Source organism: Massilia sp. WG5 (assembly GCF_001412595.2).
Lineage (GTDB): Bacteria > Pseudomonadota > Gammaproteobacteria > Burkholderiales > Burkholderiaceae_D > Telluria.
The window spans coordinates 4,032,924-4,052,655 of the sequence record NZ_CP012640.2; the positions used below are offsets into that span (position 1 = coordinate 4,032,924).

General features: G+C 67.7%; 15 protein-coding genes. 8 read left to right on the forward strand and 7 right to left on the reverse strand.

The genetic code is table 11. The features are described from left to right. Positions 1 to 16: 16 nt before the first annotated feature. Positions 17 to 760, forward strand: a complete 744-nt coding sequence (locus AM586_RS18030) for a sensor histidine kinase KdpD (protein ID WP_047824244.1) — start codon at positions 17 to 19, stop codon at positions 758 to 760. Then, positions 757 to 2,424, forward strand: a complete 1,668-nt coding sequence (locus tag AM586_RS18035) for a tetratricopeptide repeat-containing response regulator (RefSeq protein ID WP_060566648.1) — start codon at positions 757 to 759, stop codon at positions 2,422 to 2,424. Before AM586_RS18030 ends, AM586_RS18035 begins: the two co-directional genes overlap by 4 nt. A gap of 21 nt (positions 2,425 to 2,445) precedes the next feature. Here AM586_RS18035 and AM586_RS18040 read toward each other — a convergent pair whose 3' ends face one another. Continuing rightward, positions 2,446 to 3,141 carry a PhaM family polyhydroxyalkanoate granule multifunctional regulatory protein gene (locus tag AM586_RS18040; RefSeq protein ID WP_060566650.1) on the reverse strand — a complete coding sequence of 232 codons (696 nt, stop codon included), beginning with the start codon at positions 3,139 to 3,141 and terminating at the stop codon, positions 2,446 to 2,448. 76 nt (positions 3,142 to 3,217) lie between these two features. On the opposite strand from AM586_RS18040, the gene AM586_RS18045 reads away from it, so the two are divergent. Further along, entirely contained in the window at positions 3,218 to 4,372 is a 1,155-nt protein-coding gene (locus AM586_RS18045) for a DUF3108 domain-containing protein (protein WP_047826520.1), read from the forward strand. Between the two features lies 1 nt (position 4,373). After that, positions 4,374 to 5,135 (forward strand): DUF3108 domain-containing protein, encoded by a 762-nt coding sequence (locus tag AM586_RS18050; protein ID WP_047826521.1) that lies wholly within the window; start codon positions 4,374 to 4,376, stop codon positions 5,133 to 5,135. A 21-nt stretch (positions 5,136 to 5,156) separates the two neighbouring features. On the opposite strand, the gene AM586_RS18055 is transcribed toward AM586_RS18050, so the two are convergent. Further along, positions 5,157 to 5,597, reverse strand: a complete 441-nt coding sequence (locus AM586_RS18055; protein ID WP_052234451.1) for a hypothetical protein — start codon at positions 5,595 to 5,597, stop codon at positions 5,157 to 5,159. Positions 5,598 to 5,881: 284 nt separating this feature from the next. Between AM586_RS18055 and AM586_RS18060 the strand changes: the two genes are divergently transcribed. From AM586_RS18060 to AM586_RS18070, 3 genes are read left to right on the forward strand one after another with little or no spacing between them, the layout of a single operon-like run. Next, positions 5,882 to 7,267 (forward strand): hypothetical protein, encoded by a 1,386-nt coding sequence (locus AM586_RS18060; RefSeq protein WP_197416511.1) that lies wholly within the window; start codon positions 5,882 to 5,884, stop codon positions 7,265 to 7,267. Continuing rightward, positions 7,260 to 7,982: a hypothetical protein gene (locus AM586_RS18065; protein WP_047826522.1), complete on the forward strand. Its 723-nt coding sequence runs from the start codon at positions 7,260 to 7,262 to the stop codon at positions 7,980 to 7,982. Before AM586_RS18060 ends, AM586_RS18065 begins: the two co-directional genes overlap by 8 nt. 5 nt (positions 7,983 to 7,987) lie before the next feature. Further along, entirely contained in the window at positions 7,988 to 10,816 is a 2,829-nt protein-coding gene (locus AM586_RS18070) for an ATP-binding protein (RefSeq protein WP_047826523.1), read from the forward strand. Positions 10,817 to 10,869: 53 nt separating this feature from the next. On the opposite strand, the gene AM586_RS18075 is transcribed toward AM586_RS18070, so the two are convergent. The 3 genes from AM586_RS18075 to AM586_RS18085 all read right to left on the reverse strand — a co-directional run bounded on the left by AM586_RS18075 (position 10,870) and on the right by AM586_RS18085 (position 12,910). Beyond that, the gene (locus AM586_RS18075; RefSeq protein ID WP_052234452.1) at positions 10,870 to 11,796 is read right to left on the reverse strand and encodes a DUF535 family protein; all 927 of its coding nucleotides are present in this window, start codon (positions 11,794 to 11,796) and stop codon (positions 10,870 to 10,872) included. Between the two features lie 92 nt (positions 11,797 to 11,888). Beyond that, a complete protein-coding gene (locus tag AM586_RS18080) occupies positions 11,889 to 12,395 on the reverse strand; it encodes a hypothetical protein (protein ID WP_047826524.1) in 507 nt (168 codons plus the stop codon). Continuing rightward, positions 12,392 to 12,910, reverse strand: coding sequence for a hypothetical protein (locus AM586_RS18085; protein ID WP_047826525.1), 519 nt, complete (start codon positions 12,908 to 12,910; stop codon positions 12,392 to 12,394). The genes AM586_RS18080 and AM586_RS18085 overlap by 4 nt, the downstream gene beginning before the upstream one ends. 101 nt (positions 12,911 to 13,011) lie before the next feature. On the opposite strand from AM586_RS18085, the gene AM586_RS28615 reads away from it, so the two are divergent. After that, positions 13,012 to 13,182 (forward strand): hypothetical protein, encoded by a 171-nt coding sequence (locus AM586_RS28615; protein WP_197416512.1) that lies wholly within the window; start codon positions 13,012 to 13,014, stop codon positions 13,180 to 13,182. A 77-nt stretch (positions 13,183 to 13,259) separates the two neighbouring features. Here AM586_RS28615 and AM586_RS18090 read toward each other — a convergent pair whose 3' ends face one another. Both AM586_RS18090 and AM586_RS18095 read right to left on the reverse strand, forming a co-directional pair. Next, on the reverse strand, positions 13,260 to 17,723 hold the full coding sequence (locus AM586_RS18090) for a translocation/assembly module TamB domain-containing protein (protein WP_047826526.1): 4,464 nt from the start codon (positions 17,721 to 17,723) through the stop codon (positions 13,260 to 13,262). Continuing rightward, positions 17,723 to 19,699 carry an autotransporter assembly complex family protein gene (locus tag AM586_RS18095; RefSeq protein ID WP_229411278.1) on the reverse strand — a complete coding sequence of 659 codons (1,977 nt, stop codon included), beginning with the start codon at positions 19,697 to 19,699 and terminating at the stop codon, positions 17,723 to 17,725. Before AM586_RS18095 ends, AM586_RS18090 begins: the two co-directional genes overlap by 1 nt. Positions 19,700 to 19,732 lie beyond the last annotated feature (33 nt).

Sequence of the window (19,732 nt, forward strand, 5' to 3'; positions counted from 1 at the left end):
CATATGAAAGGTTGAAATGGACGACCTCCTGGCGGATGCGCCGCCCGACACGCCCAACACGCACGACCTGTTCCTGTTTCTCGCCTCGACCGCGCACGACATGAAGAACTCGATCAGCGTCCTGTCAGGGACGCTGGAGCATCTGCTCGCCGCGAATCCGTCTTCCAGCTCGCCGCAGGCCGAACCGGCCTATGCGCAGATGGCGCACATGCTGTACCAGACCAAGCGCCTGAACGACAACCTGATGCAGCTGCTGGCGCTGTACAAGCAGGTCGGCAAGCCCGAGTATCCCTTCGACGTCCAGCCGCTCGAGCTGGGCCAGCTGGTCGAGCAGGTGGTGGCGATCGGGCGTGTGCTGCTCAAGTCGCGCGGCATCAGGCTCGAACTGGACTACGACCCGCAGCTGATCTGGCACTTCGACGAAGACCTGGTCGTCGGCGTGCTCTCGCATGCGATCAACAACGCCATCCACTACACCTGCGACACGGTGCGCCTGGCGATCCGCGAGCGCGAGGGCTGGCTCGAGCTGCGCGTCGAGGACAACGGCCCCGGTTATCCGCCGTCCCTGCTGAAGGCGGGCGCGATCGCCACGCGCGAGGTGGCGGGCGGGGTCAACTTCCTGACCAACAGCGCCGGCCTGGGCCTGTATTTTTCGAGCGAAGTCGCGAAGATGCACCGCCACCGCGGGCGCAGCGGCAGCCTGCGCCTCGAGAATGGCGGCGCATACGGCGGCGGCTGCTTCGTCCTGAAACTGCCATGAACCTCGCGAATCCGGCCGCGCTTGCCGCGGCGGCCGACCAGGTCGACTGGGCCGACAAGAACTACCTGGTGGTCGACGATTTCGTCGGCATCCGCCAGCTGCTGCGCGAGAGCCTGCGCAGCCTGGGCGCGAAAAACATCGACCAGGCATCGAGCGGCGGCGAGGCGATGGGCCTGTTGTCCCGCATCCGCTACGACGTGGTCCTGTGCGACTACAACCTCGGCGAGGGCAAGAACGGCCAGCAGGTGCTGGAAGAGGCGCGCGTGCGCAACCTGGTCAACCCGAGCACCGTGTGGCTGATGGTGTCGGCCGAGAAGAGCGTGGAATCGGTGATGGGCGCGGCCGAGCACCAGCCGGACGCCTACCTGATCAAGCCGATCACCGAAGGCGTGCTGCTGACGCGCCTGAACCGTGTCTGGCACAAGAAGCAGGTGTTCCGCATGATCGACCAGGCCTGCGCCGAAAAGGACTACCTGCGCGCGGCCAGGCTGTGCGACGCCCAGATCGAGACGCAGCGCGTGCACGAACTCGACCTGCTGCGCATGAAGGCCAGGCTGATGGAAAAGAGCGGCCAGCCGGCGCGGGCGCGCGAAGTCTACGAGCAGGTGCTGGAGCAGCGCGAATACCAGTGGGCGCGCGCCGGCCTGGCCAAGATCCGCATGGCCAACGGTGAATTCGAGCAGGCGCGCCAGATGTTCCAGGGCGTGATCGCGGAAAACCGCTACTACATCGACGCCTACGACCAGCTCGCCAGCGCCTACCAGAACATGGGCAAGCTGGAAGAAGCCTGCGCGATCCTGGAACGCGCCGCCAAACTGTCGCCGAACTCGGTGCCGCGCCAGCGCAGCCTGGGGAATGTCGCGCTCAAGCTGGGGAATACGCAGATGGCCGAGAAGGCCTTCCGCAAGTGCATCGCGATCGGCGAGTATTCGATCATGAAGACGCCCGACGCCTATCTCGGGCTGGCGCGCGTGTGCGGCCAGAAGAACGACCCGAAGGAAGCGCTGCAACTGCTGCTGGCGGTCCAGCGCGAGTTCGCGCAGGAGCATCCGGACATCCAGCTGCGCGCCAAGATCACCGAAGGCCTGGTCTATCACGAGAGCGGCGACTACCGGCGCGCGCGCAAGGCCGGCGACGAGCTGGAAGCGATGTTGCAGCTGAGCTCGGCGCGTCCGGACACCGTCACCTGCCTGGAGCTGGCGACCCTGCTGTTCGCGGTGGGGGTGAAGGATGCGCCGGCCGAGCTGCTGTGCTACGTGATCCGCAACAACCACGACAATCCGCTGCTGCTGGACGAGGTGCAGGCGATCTTCGAGAAGGCGCGCTTGAAGGACGAGGGCATGGCCCTGATCCGCAGCGCGAAGAAGGAAGCGGCGGACCTGATGAACCAGGGCGTGCTGCTGTGGAAGACCGGCAAGCTGGCCGAGGCGGTGGAGTGGATGCGCAATGCGAGGAAGAGCGTGCCGAACAACCAGCGCATCCTGTTCAACGCGGCCCAGATCCTGGTCTCGCACATGCAGCAGCATGGCTTCGATGCGGACATGTGGGCCGAAGCCCAGGAAGTGCTGCACCATGTCGACCACCTGCTGCCGGGCCAGCAGCGCTTCGCGCAGCTGATGGAACAGCTGGCGCAGCTGCAGCCGCAGCCGGCGCCGGCGCCGTAGGGTGGGCACCGGGTGCCCACGCTACGCTTTATCGGCCTTCGGCTTGGCGCCGCGGGCCCGGCCGTTGCCGCTCGGCGCGGCGGCCGCCGATGCGCCGGGCGCCGGTTCGGCTGCGCCGGCTGGCGCCTTGGCCTGCGCATCGCCCTGCGGCGCCTTGGCCGCGCCATCCGCCGGCGCCGGCGTCATCGCATTCGTTACTGCCTGCGTGAACTGTTCCTGAAGCATATTCCACCACGCCATTGCCGTCGACATGCCCAGGGCGGCAGCCTGGTCCTGCGACGGCGCGCCCGCGCCGGGCTGGGCCGATCCGCCACCGGCATCCGCTGCCGTGGGCGAGGGCGTGGACGGCGCCGCGGCGCCCGTCGGCGGCTGGCCGAAGAAGGCGGAAAAAGGCGTGCCCGCCATCTTCTCGGCGCTGACGCCCGACTGGCGCATCGCCTCGGCCATCGAGGCGCCCATCGACTTCAGGGTGGACAGGGTGGCGCGCTGGACTTCCATGGTCTGGATCGTCCCGCGCAGCATGGTGAGGTTCAGGTTCAGCCAGGATTCGACGGCCTTCAGGTCGGCGATCCGTTTGTCGAGGTCTTCGACCGACATCGGCGGCGCGGCCATGCCCGACATATTGGTGCCCGGAAGGTTCATCGAACCCCATAGGTTCTTGACGAAGTCCAGCGTATCGGTCATCCCGGGCATATTGGCTGCAGGTGGTTTAAGCATGGTGGTCGTCTCCTGTTTTGGGTCCCGCCTAGCGTAGCAGATAAACAATGGGCCTCATAGACGTTACACTAGACGCATGAGCCTCGCTATCGCCTCGAACCGCCACCGCAGGAAAATCGTGCTGGGGACGGTCACGGTCCTGCTGCACCTGCTGGTGCTGGACTGGTTCAGGGGCCAGCTCGGCAAGCCGCGCATGGACGCGGCGCGGCCCGAGGCGTCGCTGGCGCTGGCGGAGCTGATCCAGGTCCCTGCGCAGCAGCAGCAGCAGCCGCAGCCCGCAGCGCCGCCGCAGCCGGCGCTCGCACCGCCGCCGCCGCTGCCCCAATTGCCGACCGAGCCGGTGGCGGTGGCGGCGCCCGACGCCGGCGCGCCGCCGGCGGCCGGCCCCACCGACGGCGCGCAGTCCGCTGCGCCCGATGCCGCGCCCGGGGCCGATGCGGCCGGGCAGGGGGGCGCCGCGCTCGCCGCTGCCGACGTACAATCGCCCCAGGCTGCTCCGCAGGCGCAGCCGGCGCCCGCAGCTGCGCCGGCCAGGACCGCACCCGAGGCGCGCCATTACAAGCTCGATCTGCCGCCGGCGGCCGACATCCAGCTGGACGTCGCCCGCACGGATGCGAACGGCACGCAATGGAGCGGCAACGCGCTGCTGTCGTGGACGCTGACGCCGACTTCGTACAAGATCCGCGTCGAAGCCGGCATCACTGTTGTTTTCGCACACGTGAACCTGTTGACGCTGACCAGTGAAGGCGCAATCGGCGAGGAGGGTTTCACGCCGACCCTGATGACGGAAAAGCGGCGCGGGCGCTCGATGACGGCCACCCACTTCAACCGCAAGGACGGCAGGCTGAGTTTTTCGGCCTCGGAGGCGAACTACCCGCTGGTCTGGGGGGCGCAGGACAAGGCCAGCGTGCCGCTGCAGCTGACGGCGATCGCGCGTGGCGATCCCCGGCAACTGTCGGGAAATATCGACATTCTCGTCGGCGAAGACCGCGACGCCAGCATTTACAGCTTTACAGTGCTGGGCCAGGAGCAGATCGACACGCGACTGGGTAAGATCGCGGCATGGCACCTCGCGCGTCCGCCCAAGCCCGGTTCGTACAATGCGCGGCTGGACCTGTGGCTGGCGCCCGACTACGGCTGGGTGCCGGTCCAGATCCGCAACCTCGAAGCGAACGGGGCGGTGACGACCCAGACCGTGAACAATATCGTGATGAAGAATTCAGGAAGCTGACATGAACAAGATGTGGAAACTGGCCGGTGCAGGCGTATTGCTGGCGGCGACGATGACGGTGAACGGTGCGCCCGCGGCCGACGATCACCCGGCGCAGCTGCGCCCCTTCAACCTGCCGCCTTCGGCCGACCTGTCCTACTCGATCAGCGCCCGCCAGCGCGGCTTCACCCTGAGCGGCGACGCCACCCTGACCTGGCGCCAGGGCGACGGCAAGTACACGATCAATACCGAGTCGCGCGTGGCCCTGCTGGGCAAGCTGACGGAAAACCGCAGCCAGGGCACGATCGACAGCTTCGGCCTGGCGCCGAACGAGTACTACGACAAGCGCTTCCGCAAGGATGCGGTCACCGCGAACTTCGACCGCGAAGCCAAGACCATCAGCTTCAGCGACGGCAAGCAGGTCTACCCGATCAAGGGCGGCGAGCAGGACCGGGTGTCGATCTCCTGGGAGCTGATCGGCATCGCGCGCGCGGCCAAGGACAAGTTCAAGGCGGGCTCGGCATGGAACTTCTTCGTGGTCGGCCCGCACGACGCCGACCCCTGGACCTTCCGCGTGATCGGCCGCGAGAAGGTGCAGGCCGGCGCCGCCATCGGCCAGGTCGACACCGTGCACGTGCTGCGCGAACCGCCGCCGGGCTCGAAAGACCAGACCCTCGACATCTGGCTGGCGCCCTCGCTGGAGTGGTATCCGGTCAAGCTGCGCTTCGTCGATAACGACCGCGATTATGTCGAGCAGACGCTCGAAAGGATCGTGCGCAAGTAGTTCGGCAGCTCAAGCAGAACTTTATTCCTGCACCCCCGGATCATCCGGCGAATCGTTCTCCCAGTGCAAAATCAGCTCCTTCGGCGCCGTGCCCAGCTTGACGCTGCGCTTGAAGGTCTTGCCCTCGGCCGCAGCGCTGATCCGGTAGGTGCCCGGCGGCAGCTTGGCGAAGAACATCGGACCGGTGTCAGGCACGCTCAGCACATTGTTGCCCTTGGCGTCGGCGATGTCGAGCTGGACGTCGGAGCGGTAGGCGCCGGTCTGCCTGGTGGCGAAGGTCAATTGCAGGTTGTAGTCGGCGCGCAGGGCGCGCATGGCGTTCTGCTCGTCCTGGCCGACGCCGCCGTTGATGTAAGCGATGCCATTCTGTTCTTTCGGCTGCTGTGCGGCAAAGCCCGAGACCGGTATCAGGCAGGCAGCGAAAGCGAAGGCCAGGGCCGTGTTGGCAAGTGCGCGGTGCATGGCATTCCTCCTCTTTTGTGATGTAAATATCGCAAGATCAATTATCCAGCGGCGTATAAATAGGGGGCGCGCGACTGACGGATATTTGTGACTGGAAGTCATAAATATCCTGTGCTTTGCAAGTCAAGCCTTTGTTTCCTGTGCGTTGCTTATTAGCCAGATGTGAAGTCCCCGGTTTCCATTCCTTATAAGTTGCCTAGTCTTAACTGATATACTGACGCCCCCGCGCCCGCCGCCACGACTGCAGCGCGTCATAAGCAATTTGGCAACTGGTAAGCCTTACGATGATCGACAACTTGGCAGGCGCTGTCGCCGCCGACTCCCATTCCATAGCGCAGGACGAGCTGGCTCATGTTCTCGACCCCTTGCAGGCCCACTTCCATGAAGGAGTGGCGCCGGACGAGATCGAGCAGGTCTATCACCTCAAGCGTGCGCAGCCCATGCTGCAGGCGTTCACGGCGCTCTTCCACGGCTCGCAGGACGGCGTCATCGTGCGCCTGCTGGTGCTGCGCGAACTGGCGGCCGACACCGACGACTCGGCCTTCTCGCGCGCCGACATCAACCAGAAGTTCGCCTACCTGATCCCGGAAAGCCTGGAGACGGTGCTGGGCCGCCTGCGTTCGCACGGCCTGCTGGCCTGGGACAACCCGGCGGCGGTGTACCGCATCACGCCGCTGGCGCGCAATGTGCTGGCCGCGCTCGACACCCTGCTGGCGCTCGGCCGTCCGGAAGAGGACGAGGCCGAGATGGGCTTCCTGCTGTCGCAGGTGGCCGGCGCCCAGGCGGTGGGCGGCGTGACCGTCGACCAGCTCAAGCACCTGCTGGGCCGCCTGCTCGAGCTGCACGAGGAGTTCCGCGACGCCATCGCCTCGGGTTCCGAATTCCGCCTGCGCGCCTCGCAGGCCAAGTGGCACATGGCCTGCGACTGGGTCGAGAAGGGCTCGGCGATCCTGCGCGCGATCACGTCCAGCGATCAGGCCGACGCGGCCACGCACAAGGCGGCGCAGGCGATCGGCCGCGCCCAGTCCTCGCTGCTGAACATGCAGGGCATGTTCTCGCGCGCCCTGAACCAGATCGAGCGCCAGCGCGTGCACCTGGGCCAGTCGGGGCTCTCCACCACCGACATCAAGCGCTGGCTGCTGGCGCACGACGACCTGGCCAGCCTGGCCGAAGGCGCGATCGAGCGCCCGGTGCTGCCGCTGTTTGTCACGCCGGCCGAGATGATCGACGTCGCCGAGACCGAGCTGATGGCGGAACGCGCCGTCAACGTCGCTCCGGGCGGCCTGCCGAGCGGCGAGGACGCCCCGCTGACCGTCAACGACAACCCGGCGATGCAGGCCGAGCTGGACGACTGGATCAAGCGCCTGGCGGACTTTGCCAACCTGGACAACTTCCCCGTGATGGCCGAGGGCGCGCCGAAGAGCGTGCCGATCCAGGACTCGCTGCTGCCGGCCAGCTTCGCGGTGGCGTCCTACCGCGCCTCGCTGCTGCCGCTGCTGGGCGATCCCGCCGAGGCCAGCCTTCAGGGCCCGACCGCCGAACTGGCGCGCCTGCCGGTGCGCTTCAACTCCGAAGACGAAATGGTTCCCCTGGACGACCCGCATGTGGCGGCGATGTCGCGCGCGACCCTTTCCCTGAATTTAGACCTGGACGGTAAAGAAGATGAATGACGACGCACAGATCCTGATTGCGCGGCTGCTTACGCACCAGACCCTGCGCCGCGACGACAAGATGGTCAAGCGCGCGCTGTCCGACGACACCTTCCGCGCCGAGATCGACAAGCGCCTGCTGGAATCCGGCCTGAAGCTGATCGACAACGTGTATGCCGACCACGTCACGCTGGCCCTGCACCGCAACGTCGAGCCGAAGATCTTCGGCGCCAAGGACATCTGGCAGAACAATAACTTCGGCCTGACCCGCGACGGCGTGGCCCTGCTGGTGGTGCTGTGGGCGCAGATCATCCTGCCCAAGCGCCAGCGCCAGGAAACCCACCAGGCCATCGACGTCGACCAGTCGGACATGTTCGACAAGGACAACCCGATCCCGCGCGCCGAGGACACCTCGATCGGCATCTCCTACACAGCGCTGCTGGCCGACTTCGGCGACAAGCTGGGCAAGAAGACCCGCATGGACATGAACCTCGGCCTGCTGTCGAAGCTCGGCTTCATCGAGCGCCGCGGCGACGTGGTCCTGGAAGGCCCGCTGCTCGACCTGCTGATGGACACCGACCTGCTGAAGGAGCGCATCATCAACGGCGCCCTGGCCGAGGTGTTCAAGCGCGCCCCGCTGACCACCATCCGCCGCGTGGCCAGCGAAGCGGCCAACGATGCGGGTTCGACCGAACCCGTATCGGCCGAGCCGGCCGTGACCGAACCCCAGGAGTAAAGCGCATGTTCCACATCAAATCTCTCGAGCTGGTCCACTGGGACTACTGGCAGCGGATCAAGAACATCCCGCTCGACGCCAAGATCATCACCATCGCCGGCCAGAACGGCTCCGGCAAGACCACGCTGCTGGACGCGCTGCGCACCCTGTTCGGCCTGGACTGCTCGATGGGCCGCACGTATAAACACTATGCGCGCCACTCGGGCCAGCAGAGCGCCTGGATCCGCGCCGTGGTCGACAACAAGCCGTCCGGCCGCCAGCTCTCGAACCGTCCGTTCCGTCACAGCGGTTTCTTTTCCGACGACGAAGTCACCCTGTTCTGCCAGGTGCAGAAGAACGGCGGCGACTGGAAGCGCCAGTACCTGATGCGACCGGGGAATATCGAGATCGAGGAAGTCACGGAAGCCAGCGACTGGATGGGCGTGGAAAACTACCGCAAGCGCCTGGCCTCGGCCGGCCTGTCGCCGGCGATGTCGAAGGTGCTGGCGCTGGAGCAGGGCGAGACCGACAAACTGTGCGAATACTCGCCGCGCCAGCTGCTGGACCTGGTGTTCCAGGTGTTCGGCGACAAGGAAGTGCTGGACGCCTACGACGAAGCCAAGCGCCACCAGCGCGACACCGAGACGGAGCTGAAGCGCTTCGAGGCCGAACTCGAAACCTCGCGCATCAACCTGGAAGGCCTGCGCCTGCGCGTCGCCAACTACCACCAGTGGGAAGACCTGAACAAGGAGCGCCAGGCCCTGGTCGAAGAGGCGCTGCCCAGCCTCGAATACCACGAGGCGCGCGAAAAGGCGGCCCAGGCCAGCCGTGCGCTGCGCGAGGCGAAGAAGCCCCTGATGCAGGCCGACAGCCAGCTGGCCGAGAAGCGCCACGCGCTGGCGGCCCAGCAGCGCGCGCTGACCGAGGCCCAGCAGCAGGAAGTCCAGCTGGAGCAGGAAGCGAACACGCTGGCCGCCCGCCTCACCGACATCAACCGCAAGCTCAAGCCGCTGGAAAGCCTGCTCGAGCAGAAGGAACGCCTGCAGAAGCTGGCCGCGGATTCCGGCGCCGACATCGCCGAGGTGCAAAGCCAACTCGAAACGAAAGAGGCGCAGCTCGCCAAGAAGAAGACCGAGCGCGACAACCTGGCGGCAAGGATCGCCGGCGAGCTGTCGACCATCTCGGCCCTGCAGGGCAAGAGCTCGATGCCGGAACCGGAAGCGCAGCGCCAGATGCGCCGCGCGCTGAACGAGGCGAACATCCCGCACGCGATGCTGTCGGATATCGTCGAGGTGACCGACCCGAAATGGCAGGGCGCCGTCGAGGGCGTGCTGGGCGGCTATGCCTCGGTGGTGCTGCTGGAGAGCGCCAAGGACGCGCCGGCGGCCTATAAACTGGCCGAGAAGGAGCGCTACCGCCACTTCATCGTGCCCGACTGCGTCAGCGCGCCGGTGGTCAAGGACGATACCCTGCTGTCGGTAGTGCGTTTCAGCTCGAAGGCGCCGTCCTGGCTGATCGACCAGCTCGAACGCATCGAGCGCGTCGAATCGGTCGATGCCGGCTTCAAGAGCGATGCCGACGAGTGGATCACGCCGGACGCGTATCACCGCGAACGTCGCGGCGGGCGCTCGCTGTTCGTCGAGCCCTCGCGCTACCGCTTCGGCGCGGCCGGCAAGACCCAGCGCCTGGAAGCGATCCAGAAAGCGCTGCCGGCGCTGGAAGCCCAGGAAGACACGCTGACGCTCGCGATCAGCAAGCTGGCGACCGAAGTGTCGGCCCTGCGCGTGCGCATCGCCGGCGTCGACGCGGTCAAGGAACTGAGCGCGCGCCAGGCCGAGTTCGAGGAAGCCACGCGCGCCATCGAGCCGCTCAAGACCGAGCGCCTGGAAGTCGGCGCGCGCCTGGGCGAGCTGCAGGTGCTGACCAAGAACGCAACCGTCACCCGCACCCGCGCCGACACCGTGTGGCAGAACGCCCGCATGGCCCTGTCGGAAGCGGAAGCCGGCATGCGCCTGAACCACCGCCGCCAGATCGAGCAGCGCAGCGAGCATGCGCGCGCGCTGCTGGAGCTGCGCCGCAACTGGCGGCATGTGCCGAAGGCCTGGCGCCAGCCGGAGCGCCGCGCCGCCCTGGTGGCCGCGCACCAGAACACCCACCAGGTCAAGCTGCGCGTGGGCTCGCTCGACAGCTCGCTGGCGCGCAGCGACTGGGAACACGACCCGACCGTGATCGACCAGTACGCACGCCTGAACGACCAGCTCTCGAACCGCCAGAACGAGACCGAGGAGCGACGCTACCAGAACAACCGCGCGATCGAGGCCACCGACAACGCGCGCGGCGCCTATATCGAGCGCCTGCGCTACACGATCAAGACCTACTCGAAGAACATCAGGGAACTGGGCGAGCTGGCCAACATCGAAGTCACGGTCGACCCGGTGCGCCTGGAGAACGACGACCTGCAGCTGGCCCAGGCCGGCCTGCACGTGCGCTTCAAGTTCGACGGCAAGGGCCAGATCGGCATGAACGACGGCGAAGCCTCGGGCGGCCAGCAGGTGATGAAGTCGCTGGTTCTTCTCATCGGCCTGCTGAAATCGGAAGAGGGCTCGGGCGGCTTCGTGTTCATCGACGAACCCTTCGCCCACCTGGACATCCGCAACATCCAGCTGGTCGGCGAGTTCCTGAAGAACACCGACGCCCAGTACCTGATGACGACGCCGCTGACCCACAACACGGACGTCTACGACCCGTCCGACCTGACCCTCATCACCAGCAAGAAGAAGAAGGACGTGCAGTGGGCGCAGCCGATCTTCGTGCTGCAGAGAAGGCAGGCGGGGAGCGAGGCGAAGGCGGCGTAAGCTGCGCAGCTCGTGATGAAAACGGCCGGCGATCCTGTGGACGCCGGCCGTTTTCATTGGCGGTGCCGGGCCAGCGCCAGCCGCGCCGCCTCGCCGATCGCCTGCCAGTGCCGGCGCCGCAGCGCCGCCCGCTTGCGGTGCTTGGACGGCATCTCCGACAGCGGCTTGAGGTAGAAGGGCAGTGCGATCCTCCAGCAGCAAGCCGCGGTGGGCACGCCGCCGAGGGTCGCCCAGAAGCCGTCGTAGGCGTTCGTGAAATGCCGCGCGTCGGCCGGGGTCCAGGCGCTCTGCCAGGCCGACTTGACGGCCATGACCTCGCTGAAGCCCAGCGCCTGCGCGATGCCCTGTAGGGCGGCGAAGCAGAAGAAGCTGGACGAATTGTTCGGGAACGCCTGCTCGAAGGCGGCGAAGGCATTCGCGGCGTCGGCGCGGCGTCCCTGGTTGCAGGCGATGAAGGGGACGACCGGCGCCGCGCACCCGGCGAAGGCGCCGTCGGCCCAGCTGAAGGACAGGCGGTGCAGAACCACGCCGGCGGCGCCGCCGGCGGGCGCGGTGGCGCGCATCGCGATCGTCAGGTCGCCCTCCGCGCTCAGGCGCGAAGCCATCTCCAGGCGGATCTCGAAGCGCCAGCCGTCGTCCGCATGTTCGTGCCGCCACAGCGCCAGGCCGCCGTCGCGGTAGACCGCCCGCTTGTAGGCGGCATCGAAGGCGGCTTCCTCGAAGCGGTAGTGGGCCAGTACGCAGCGCACCCGCTGGCGCAGCGACATGCCTTTCGCCAGGTAGTGGCGGTGGCTTAGATGGTGGAAGACGTCGTCGTGCGCCAGCGCCACGTAGCCGCGGTGGATGTCCAGCGCCAGCAGCTCCAGGTGCGCGCGCCAGAACAGCAGCACGCGCAGGCTGCGCGCGATGCAGGCCAGCCAGGAGGGAAGGGGATAGTGACGGCGCGCCAGCCAGTGCCTGGCCAGGAGAGAAAAGACCATCGGGGCTCCGGAGAATTGCGTATTGACGAAATTCTCTGTGGACCCCGAGCCGGCGTATTGGAGTGGAACAAGTCCCTCTGTAAAAGCCTGGCCTAGCCCTGTTGTTTGCGCAGGCGCTGGCGCCAGCGCATCAGGCTGGCCGAGAAGGTGGCGAAATAGGCGGCGGTCAGGCCCAGGCAGAAGATCGTCGCCGGGCTGTCGGAAAAGCGCGGGTTCGGCTGGCTGCTGCCCTGGTTCATGTAGATCTCGATGCCCAGGTAGATCACGCGCGCCACCAGCAGCATCGCCACCAGGATTCCCATGCGCATGGGCGGGGTGAAGAAATAGCCTTCGCTGGTCTCTTCGAAGCGGGTGCGGCGCAGGCCGTAGACGCCGAGGCCGATGCCGGCGATCGCGCCCAGCGCCAGCGCCGCCAGCGAAAACGGCTGCTCGCCCAGTTCGGCGCCGGGCACCAGCAGCATGCCGCCGAATACCAGCAGGCCGGTGTAATGGCGCGACATGATCGAGCGCTGGCGCGCCATCTGGGTCTTCAGGCGCTGGTAGATGCGCCAGACCAGTACGGGAACAAGGGCGATGAGGGCAAGTGTGGTAAGGCTCATTGGGTCAGTGCGGGTGCGGCGGCGGGGGCGGTGCGCCTGCGCCAGGCAAGCAGGCCGGCCGCGAAAGTCATGTAGTAACCGGCGAGGATGCCGAAGATGAACAGGGTCAGCGGGCTGGACACGAACTCATGGTGCGCGAACGAGCCCAGCGCATAGTATTCGTAGGCGCGGTAGCCCATGCGGCCGAGGAACAGCAGGGCGACCAGCATGCCGATCGGCGCGTGCGGGGTAAAGTAATACTCGTCGCCGACCTGCTCGAATTTCGTGCGGCCGGTGGCGATCCGCGCCAGGACCAGGCCCAGCGGCAAGCCGGCGCCGAGGGCGGCCAGGGCCATCGGCCCGGTCTTCAGGCTCACGCCCGCCAGCACCAGGACCAGCAGCGGGAAGAAGACCAGGGTAGTGCGGTGGCGCCACACCTTCGAGCGCTGGCGTGTCGTCAGGCGCTTGATGCGGCTGTATACGCGCCACAGGACCAGCGGAACGAGGACGGCGGCAACGACGGGAGTGGGCAACATGACGATTTCCTTGGTGTCGAATCCGCCATTGTAATCCAGCCGGGCGTCGGCAAACTGACCCGCGTGTTAATGTTTTGACTCCGTAAGCAGGAGAAACCGCCATGATGCCAGCCCCGATCTACGCCCACCGCGCTCCCGACCCAGCGCCCATCGAAGAGCCGCCCAGGGATCCGTTCGAGACCCCCGACCCGCACCAGCCGCCGATCCGCACGCCGATGAACGACGAGCCGGATACCGATCCGAACCCGAGTATTGCGCGCACGCTGCACTGATCTGTCTTAGCGCAAACCGGGGTCAGACTCCGGATTTTGGAAATTTCCCAAAATTGGAGTCTGACCCCGGTTTGTTGTTAGTCAAACGCCCAGGAGTACAGCACGTCCAGCGCTGTATTCGTGCCGGTCTGCAGCGCCACCGTGATGCGCGGGGTGAGCTTGTAGCGCAGGCGCACCACGCTGGTGGCGGTGGCGGCGCCCTGTTCGAAGCTCAGGTAGAGGCGCGAGGAGATGCGCTTGCCGACCGTGACCACGGTGTTGGCCAGCCCGGTTTCCTGGCCCTTGCCCTGGCGCACGCCGAATTCGTCGATGCCGAGGGAGTTCGCCAGCTTGCTCTGGATACCGCCGGTGCCGCCCTTGCCGCCCAGCAGGGCGCCGGCGGCCGCGCTCAGGACGTCGGCCTCGCTGCCGGTCGCGGCTTCCATGCCGTGGCCCAGCACCAGCCATGACAGCTTGTCGCTGTCCGACACGTTCGGCGTCGACACCAGCTTGGCGGTCGGCGACAGCGCCGTGCCGCGCACCTGCACCCCGGCTTCGACATTGGTGTCGCTGAGCTGCTCGCCTTCCGGGCGCTTGCGCACGGCCAGCACGTCGATCGCCGGGTTGTCGTAGGCGCCGCTGAAGGTGACCGTGCCGCGCTCGATCGCCAGGCGCTGGCCGTAGGCCGCGTAGGTGCCGCTCACGGTGCTGACCGTGCCGTTGATGCGCGGCGGGCTGTCGCCCACCTTGCGCACGTGGACGCTGCCGGTCAGGTAGGCGTCGGCGCCCATGCCGCGGATGTGGAAATCGTCGCCCAGGTCGGCCGTCAGGTCGATCGTCAGCGGTACCGCCCCCGCCTTCTTGGCCGGCGCATCCTTCGGATTCGCGCGCCCGAGCACGATCACGTCGTCGGACAGGGTCGGGCGGTCCTGCGGCGCGAATTCCACCAGCGCGCGGTCGGCCTTGAAGCTGCCCTCGACGTTGAAGCGGCGCGGATCGCGCACGACGCTGGCCTGGCCGCTCACGATCACCGTGCGGTCCGGACGCGACAGGACTTCGAGCTTGTCGGCCACCAGCTTGAGGTTCATGGCGGCTTCTCCGCCGGCGAAGCGCACGTTGCCGTCGATCAGGGCGCGGCCGCTGTTGCCTTCGAAGGCGAAGCGCTGCAGCTGCAGCTGGTCGCCGGCCAGCACGGCGCGCAGCTGGCCGTTGCGCAAGCGCAGGCCCTGGTCCGGCCAGCTCACCGCGAGCCGGTCGCCGTTCACGGTGCCGTTCAGGATCGGTGCGCCGACCGTGCCGCTGCCGGTCACGGCCAGGTTCAGGGCGCCGTCCACCTCCAGCCCCGGCTGGCCGATCAGCGGCGAAACCCAGGCCAGCGAGCCGAGGTTCGCGCTGGCGGTCAGGCGCAGCGGGCTGTCGTTGTCGAGGCGGCCATGGATCAACTGCGCGGTGGCGTCGGCTTTCGCCGTGCCGACCCGGCTGCCGTCCACCGCCAGCTGGGCGCGCAGCGCGCCGCCATTGACGTCGGCGCGCAGGTCGAGCTGGCGCAGGCCGAGCGCGACCGGGGCGACGTCGCCGGCGATCAGGTCGCCCTTCTCGCGGAACACATGCAGATTGCCGTCCAGCGCCGGCGCCGCGCCGGCGGCAACGGGCGCGCGCAGGTCGAGCGCCCAGTCGGCACCGAGCGTCAGGTCGCCACGCAGGTTCTGGCGGAGCGCATCGGAGGCTTGTTCGAGGTAGGCGAGGGGGACCCCGGTGGCGCTGCCGCGGCTGGTCCAGCGCGGGCCGTTCTTGGCCAGCGACTGCAGCGTGACCGAACCGGCCGGCAGGCGGATCGTGGCGTTGCTGAAGTCGATCTGCGTTGGATTGGCCAGCCCGGCGATGCCGGAGCCGGGCGCGCCGGCGATGCGCAGCGGGGCCGGCGCCGCCAGCGTCAGCGCGTAGCGGCCGCGGTTCTGCAGCGTGTTCAGGGTGCCGCTCCAGGTGCTCAGCTGCCCCTTCGTCGCGTAGCTGCCGTTGACCGCGACGGCGGCGTCGAAACTGTCGCCGCGGGCCGAGGCCGAAATGGTGTGCGCGCCGCGGGTGCCGGTCGATTGCAGGCGCGCCTGGGCGATACGGGTCTCGCCGCTCGCATATTCGGCGATCTGGACGTCGAGCGCCAGCGGATCGGCGGCGCCGCGTCCGGCGCCGACATTCGCGGTGGCGCGCAGGGACTTCAGGTTCTGCGTGCCCATGAATCGCAGGTTCTGGCCTTCCAGCGAGGCCGTCAGCGAGGGCGTGTCCATGGTGCCGGACAGGGTGCCGGCGCCGCGCAGCACGCCGCCGAAGTCGGGGCCGAGGGCCGCCAGCTGGGGCGCGTCGACGCGCCACTGGAGCGTGTCGCGGCCGCTGCCGAAGGCGCCTTTCGCCGCCACGACGTTGGCGCCCAGGTGCAGGTCGACGTCGGCGTTCGATACATGGCGCTTGTCCGCGCTCAGCTTCGCATAGCCCCACAGCGGCGAGTTCGACAGCGTCGACTGCTGCAGCGTGAGATCGACCGAGCCGCCCATGTTCGCGCCGGTGTGGCCGCTGGCGTCGAAGGCCCCGTTGATGCTGCCGGCGAAGGGCGAGCCGAAGGCGGCCGGGTTCAGCTTCTGCATCGACCCGGTGGCCTTGACCTCGGCGACTTTCGCATCCTTGCTGCCCGACAGCCAGGCTTCACCGCTGGCGTGCAGCAGGCCGTTATTGTTCTTCCTCTCCTTCGGCGCCCAGCCCAGGCCGTTGGCATCGAGCTCGAAGCTGGTGCGCGGCGCGTCCATGGTGCCGCTGACGACGCCGTTCGCCACCAGCGCGCCATACAGGTCCTTGCGCAGGGCCGCGAGCTGGCGGCCGTCGACGCGCCAGGCCAGCTTTTCGCCTGGCTGGCCGAAGGCGCCACGCAGCTCGACCGTGTTCTGGCCCAGCGCCAGGGCCGCGTCCACGCCGTGCACGTGGATGCCGCCATTGGCGACGGCGCCGGCGTCGAGCTTGCCCTTGCCGGACAGCGGCTGGTCGAACAGGCGGCTCGGGCGCAGCGCGAAATCGGCCGCGACCTGCCATTGCGGGGCGAGGGCGCCTGCCGCATTGATCTCGGCATTGATGTCGGCCTGCGGGAAGTCGCCGAAGGCGGCCGGGTCCAGGTGGCTGGCGACCAGGTTCGCCTTGAACGGTTTTTTATCCAGCAGATTCGCGTTGCCAGTCACCCGCACGCTGCCCTTGCCGGCCGTGATGCGCGCCTCGCGCACGTCCAGCACATTGTTCTTCAGGGCGGCTTCGGCCACCAGGCGCATGCCGGCGTCAAGCAGGTTGACGTTCAGCGTCTGCGTGTCCTGGGTGTTCGCCACCACCACGTCGCCGGCGATGGCGGTCTTCTTCATGCTGCCGTGGATCTGCTTGAGGTCGATGCGATCGGTGTGCAGCGCGAAGCGTGCGGTGCCGAGGCCTTTCTCGTCCGGGCCGCGCTCGACGCTGCCGCTGCCCGTGAAGCGGCCGGCGCCGCCGAGGTCGAGCAGCACGTCGCTGATCTTCATCGACGCCAGGTTCCCTCCCAACTGGCCGCGCATCGCCCGCAGCGGCAGGCGCTGCTGGTCGATGGTGCCTTCCGGGCCGTCGTTCGTCAGATTCACGGAGCCGCTGATGTTGCGGTTCGGGTCCAGGCGCGCGGCTACCGCCAGGTTCAGGTCGGCCGTCGGCAGCGTGGGATTGAAGAAGCCCGGATCGATGTTCCTGGCATTGAGCGTAAAGGCTTGCAGCGGGACCTCGGCGAAGGGCGACAGCACCAGGTTCGCCGTGCCCTCGGCGCGCGCGGCCTGGCCGCTGGCGTCGATGACCGTTTTCTGCAGGTCGCCGCCGGCGTGCAGCTTCAGTTGCGGAGCGATGGCCCCAGCCTGCTGTGTGCCTGTCGTCTGGCTCAGGCTGGCGTCCGCGTTCAGCTTGTAGGGCAGGGTATTCGCGATGGTGCCGCTGGCCGCCGCCTGGCCCCAGGGCGTGTCCGCCTTCGCATGGTCGAGCTTCCAGCGCGCCTTGTCGCCGTGCAGGGCGAGGCGGATGTCGTCGATCTGGGTCTCGGCGCCCTTGTTCACGAACACGGCCCTGGCCAGGCGCGCATCGTCCACCGCCACCTTGAAGGGCGGCGCCAGGCGGGTCGGCATGGTGGACGGCTCGGTGCTCTGCTTCAGCGTTTCCATGCGCAGCGACTTCGCGTACAGCTTCTGGATCTCGACGCCGTGCGACAGGTATTGCCAGGGCTTCCAGTCGATGTCGATGTCGTCCGCCGTCACTACCTGCGTCTCGGTGCGGAACACCGCGTGGCCGATATGCATGTGGCCGTACAGCGAGCCGGACACGCCGCTCAGGGTCAGCTTGCCGCCGCTGGCATTGGCGACGCGCTGGGCGATCATCTGCAGGGTGGTCTCGCGCCCCAGGTACCAGACCGCGCCGCCGAGGACCACGCCGGTGACGGCCACGCCGATCGCGACCCGGCGCGGCCAGCGGCGCGGCTTGTCTTTCTCCTGCGGTTCAGGGGTTTGTGCGTCGACGCTCATCAGAAAGTGAATCCCAGGGAGAAGTGCAGGCGGACCTCGTGCACCGCCTTGCCGTAGGCGACGTCGACGGCGATCGGGCCGACCGGGCTGCGCCAGCGCGCGCCCACGCCATAGCCGACCTTGGGCTTCAGGTCCGAGAAGTTGTCGGCCGCATTGCCGACGTCATAGAACACGGCCGCGCCCCAGGGCGGCTTGAACCACCAGTCGTATTCGGCGCTGGCGGTCATCAGGTAGCGGCCGCCGGTGATGGCGCCGGCCACCGGCACGCCCAGCTGCTGGTAGGCATAGCCGCGCACCGACTGGTCGCCGCCGGCGCGGAACAGGAAGGTCGACGGCACCTTGTCCTTGTCCTTCGAACCGACCGCGCCGAATTCGCCGCGCACGATCAGGGAGCCCGACGCGCCCACCGGGTGGTAGCCGACCGCGCGGATGTAGGCGCGCACGAAGGGCTCGTCGGTCAGCAGCCGTACCGGGGCCGCGCCCAGTTGCAGGTTGGCGGCGTAGCCGCGGGTCGGCAGCACCAGGCTGTCCAGGCTGCGCTTGGTGATCGAGAAGGTCAGCGGCAGGGCTTTCGTGCGCCTGGCCGGCTGCTCGTCGATGGTGAGCTGTTCGGTCAGCGCTTCCAGCCGCAGGCTGCGTTCCAGCAGCGGCGTGCCCCAGGCGCGGGTGGCGTGGATGCTGGTGGTGCGGGTGATCTGGCCGCGCAGGTCCTCGCGGTCGTAGCTGGCGCCGACGCTGTTGTTGTAGCCGCTCGACGTGGTCGGCCAGTAGAAATCGGTGCGCGCCGACTGGTGCAGCTGTTCGTACAGGATGCTGCTCTTCATGCGCTTGCCGAACACGTTCAGGTTGTCGTAGTTGGCCTGGGCGCGGGCGCCGGTGTTGGTCGAGAAGCCGAGGCCGACCGACACGTTCTTGCGCTTGTTCTCGGTGACGCGCACCAGCACCGGCATGCTGACCGGGCGTGACGATGCCTCGGGTTGCGCGCCCTGTCCCTGATTCAGTCCGCTGACCTGCTCCTGCAGGGCCGAGGACATGTCGACGCTCACTTCCACGCTGCTGAAGTAGCCGGTGTCCTGCAGGCGGCCCTGCAAGGCCTGCAGCGCGGCTTCGCTGTACTGGTCGCCCGGGTGGATCTGGTTCAGGTTGGTGATCACCTCGGGGCGGTAGCGCTGCAGGCCTTCGATCTTCAGGGCGCCGAAGTGCACGTCCGGGCCACTGTCGATGACGACCTTCAGCTTGGCGCGGTGACTGTCCGGATCGACGGTGGCGCTGGAGTCGAGCAGCTGGGCGCGCGGAAAGCGCGACTGCGCGATCTGGCGCACCATGCCGCGCTTGGCCGACTCCCAGTCGGCGGTGCGGAAGCGCGCACCGACCGGCAGGGTCCAGCGGTTGCGCAGCGCGGCCGCATCGACCGGGGCTTCGCCCTTGTCGAACGGGACGAAGCCGCGCAGTTCGATGTCGACGTCGCCGACGGTTGTCGGTACGCCCGGATCGACGATCACGCGCGCGACCGGTTCGGCGCCGGAGGTGTCCAGCCCGCTCGAGATCCTGGGGCTGTAATAGCCTTCGGTGGCGACCAGGGTCTTCGCTTCCTCGGGCGCGTTGCGCACCAGGCGCTGGAGCTGTTCGAGGTCGACGCGCGGGTTGCCGCGCCAGCGCAGCAGGTCGAGGTTGTTTTCCAGCAGTTCGCGCAGGGCGCGCGGGGCGTCGATCTTCACCGAGTAGCGCACCGCGGGATGCTCGGGCGCTTCCACCGGCAGCGGGGCGGCCGGCTCGCGTTCCTGTTCCTGCAGCTGCTTCTGGGTCTGGTCCTTGGAGGTGGTCGGCGCCGGGACCTGGGCCTCAGGCTGCGCCTTTACCTGGCCTGCAGCGCCCACGGAGACGCACAGCGCGTTCACGGCCAGCACGATTTGTGCCAAAATTCGTGGTCGCGCCAGCGCAATGTGCTCCATCTGATGGGGTCGTGCAGGCAACATCTCTCTCCATTCTTAATCTGCCGGGCACATCTT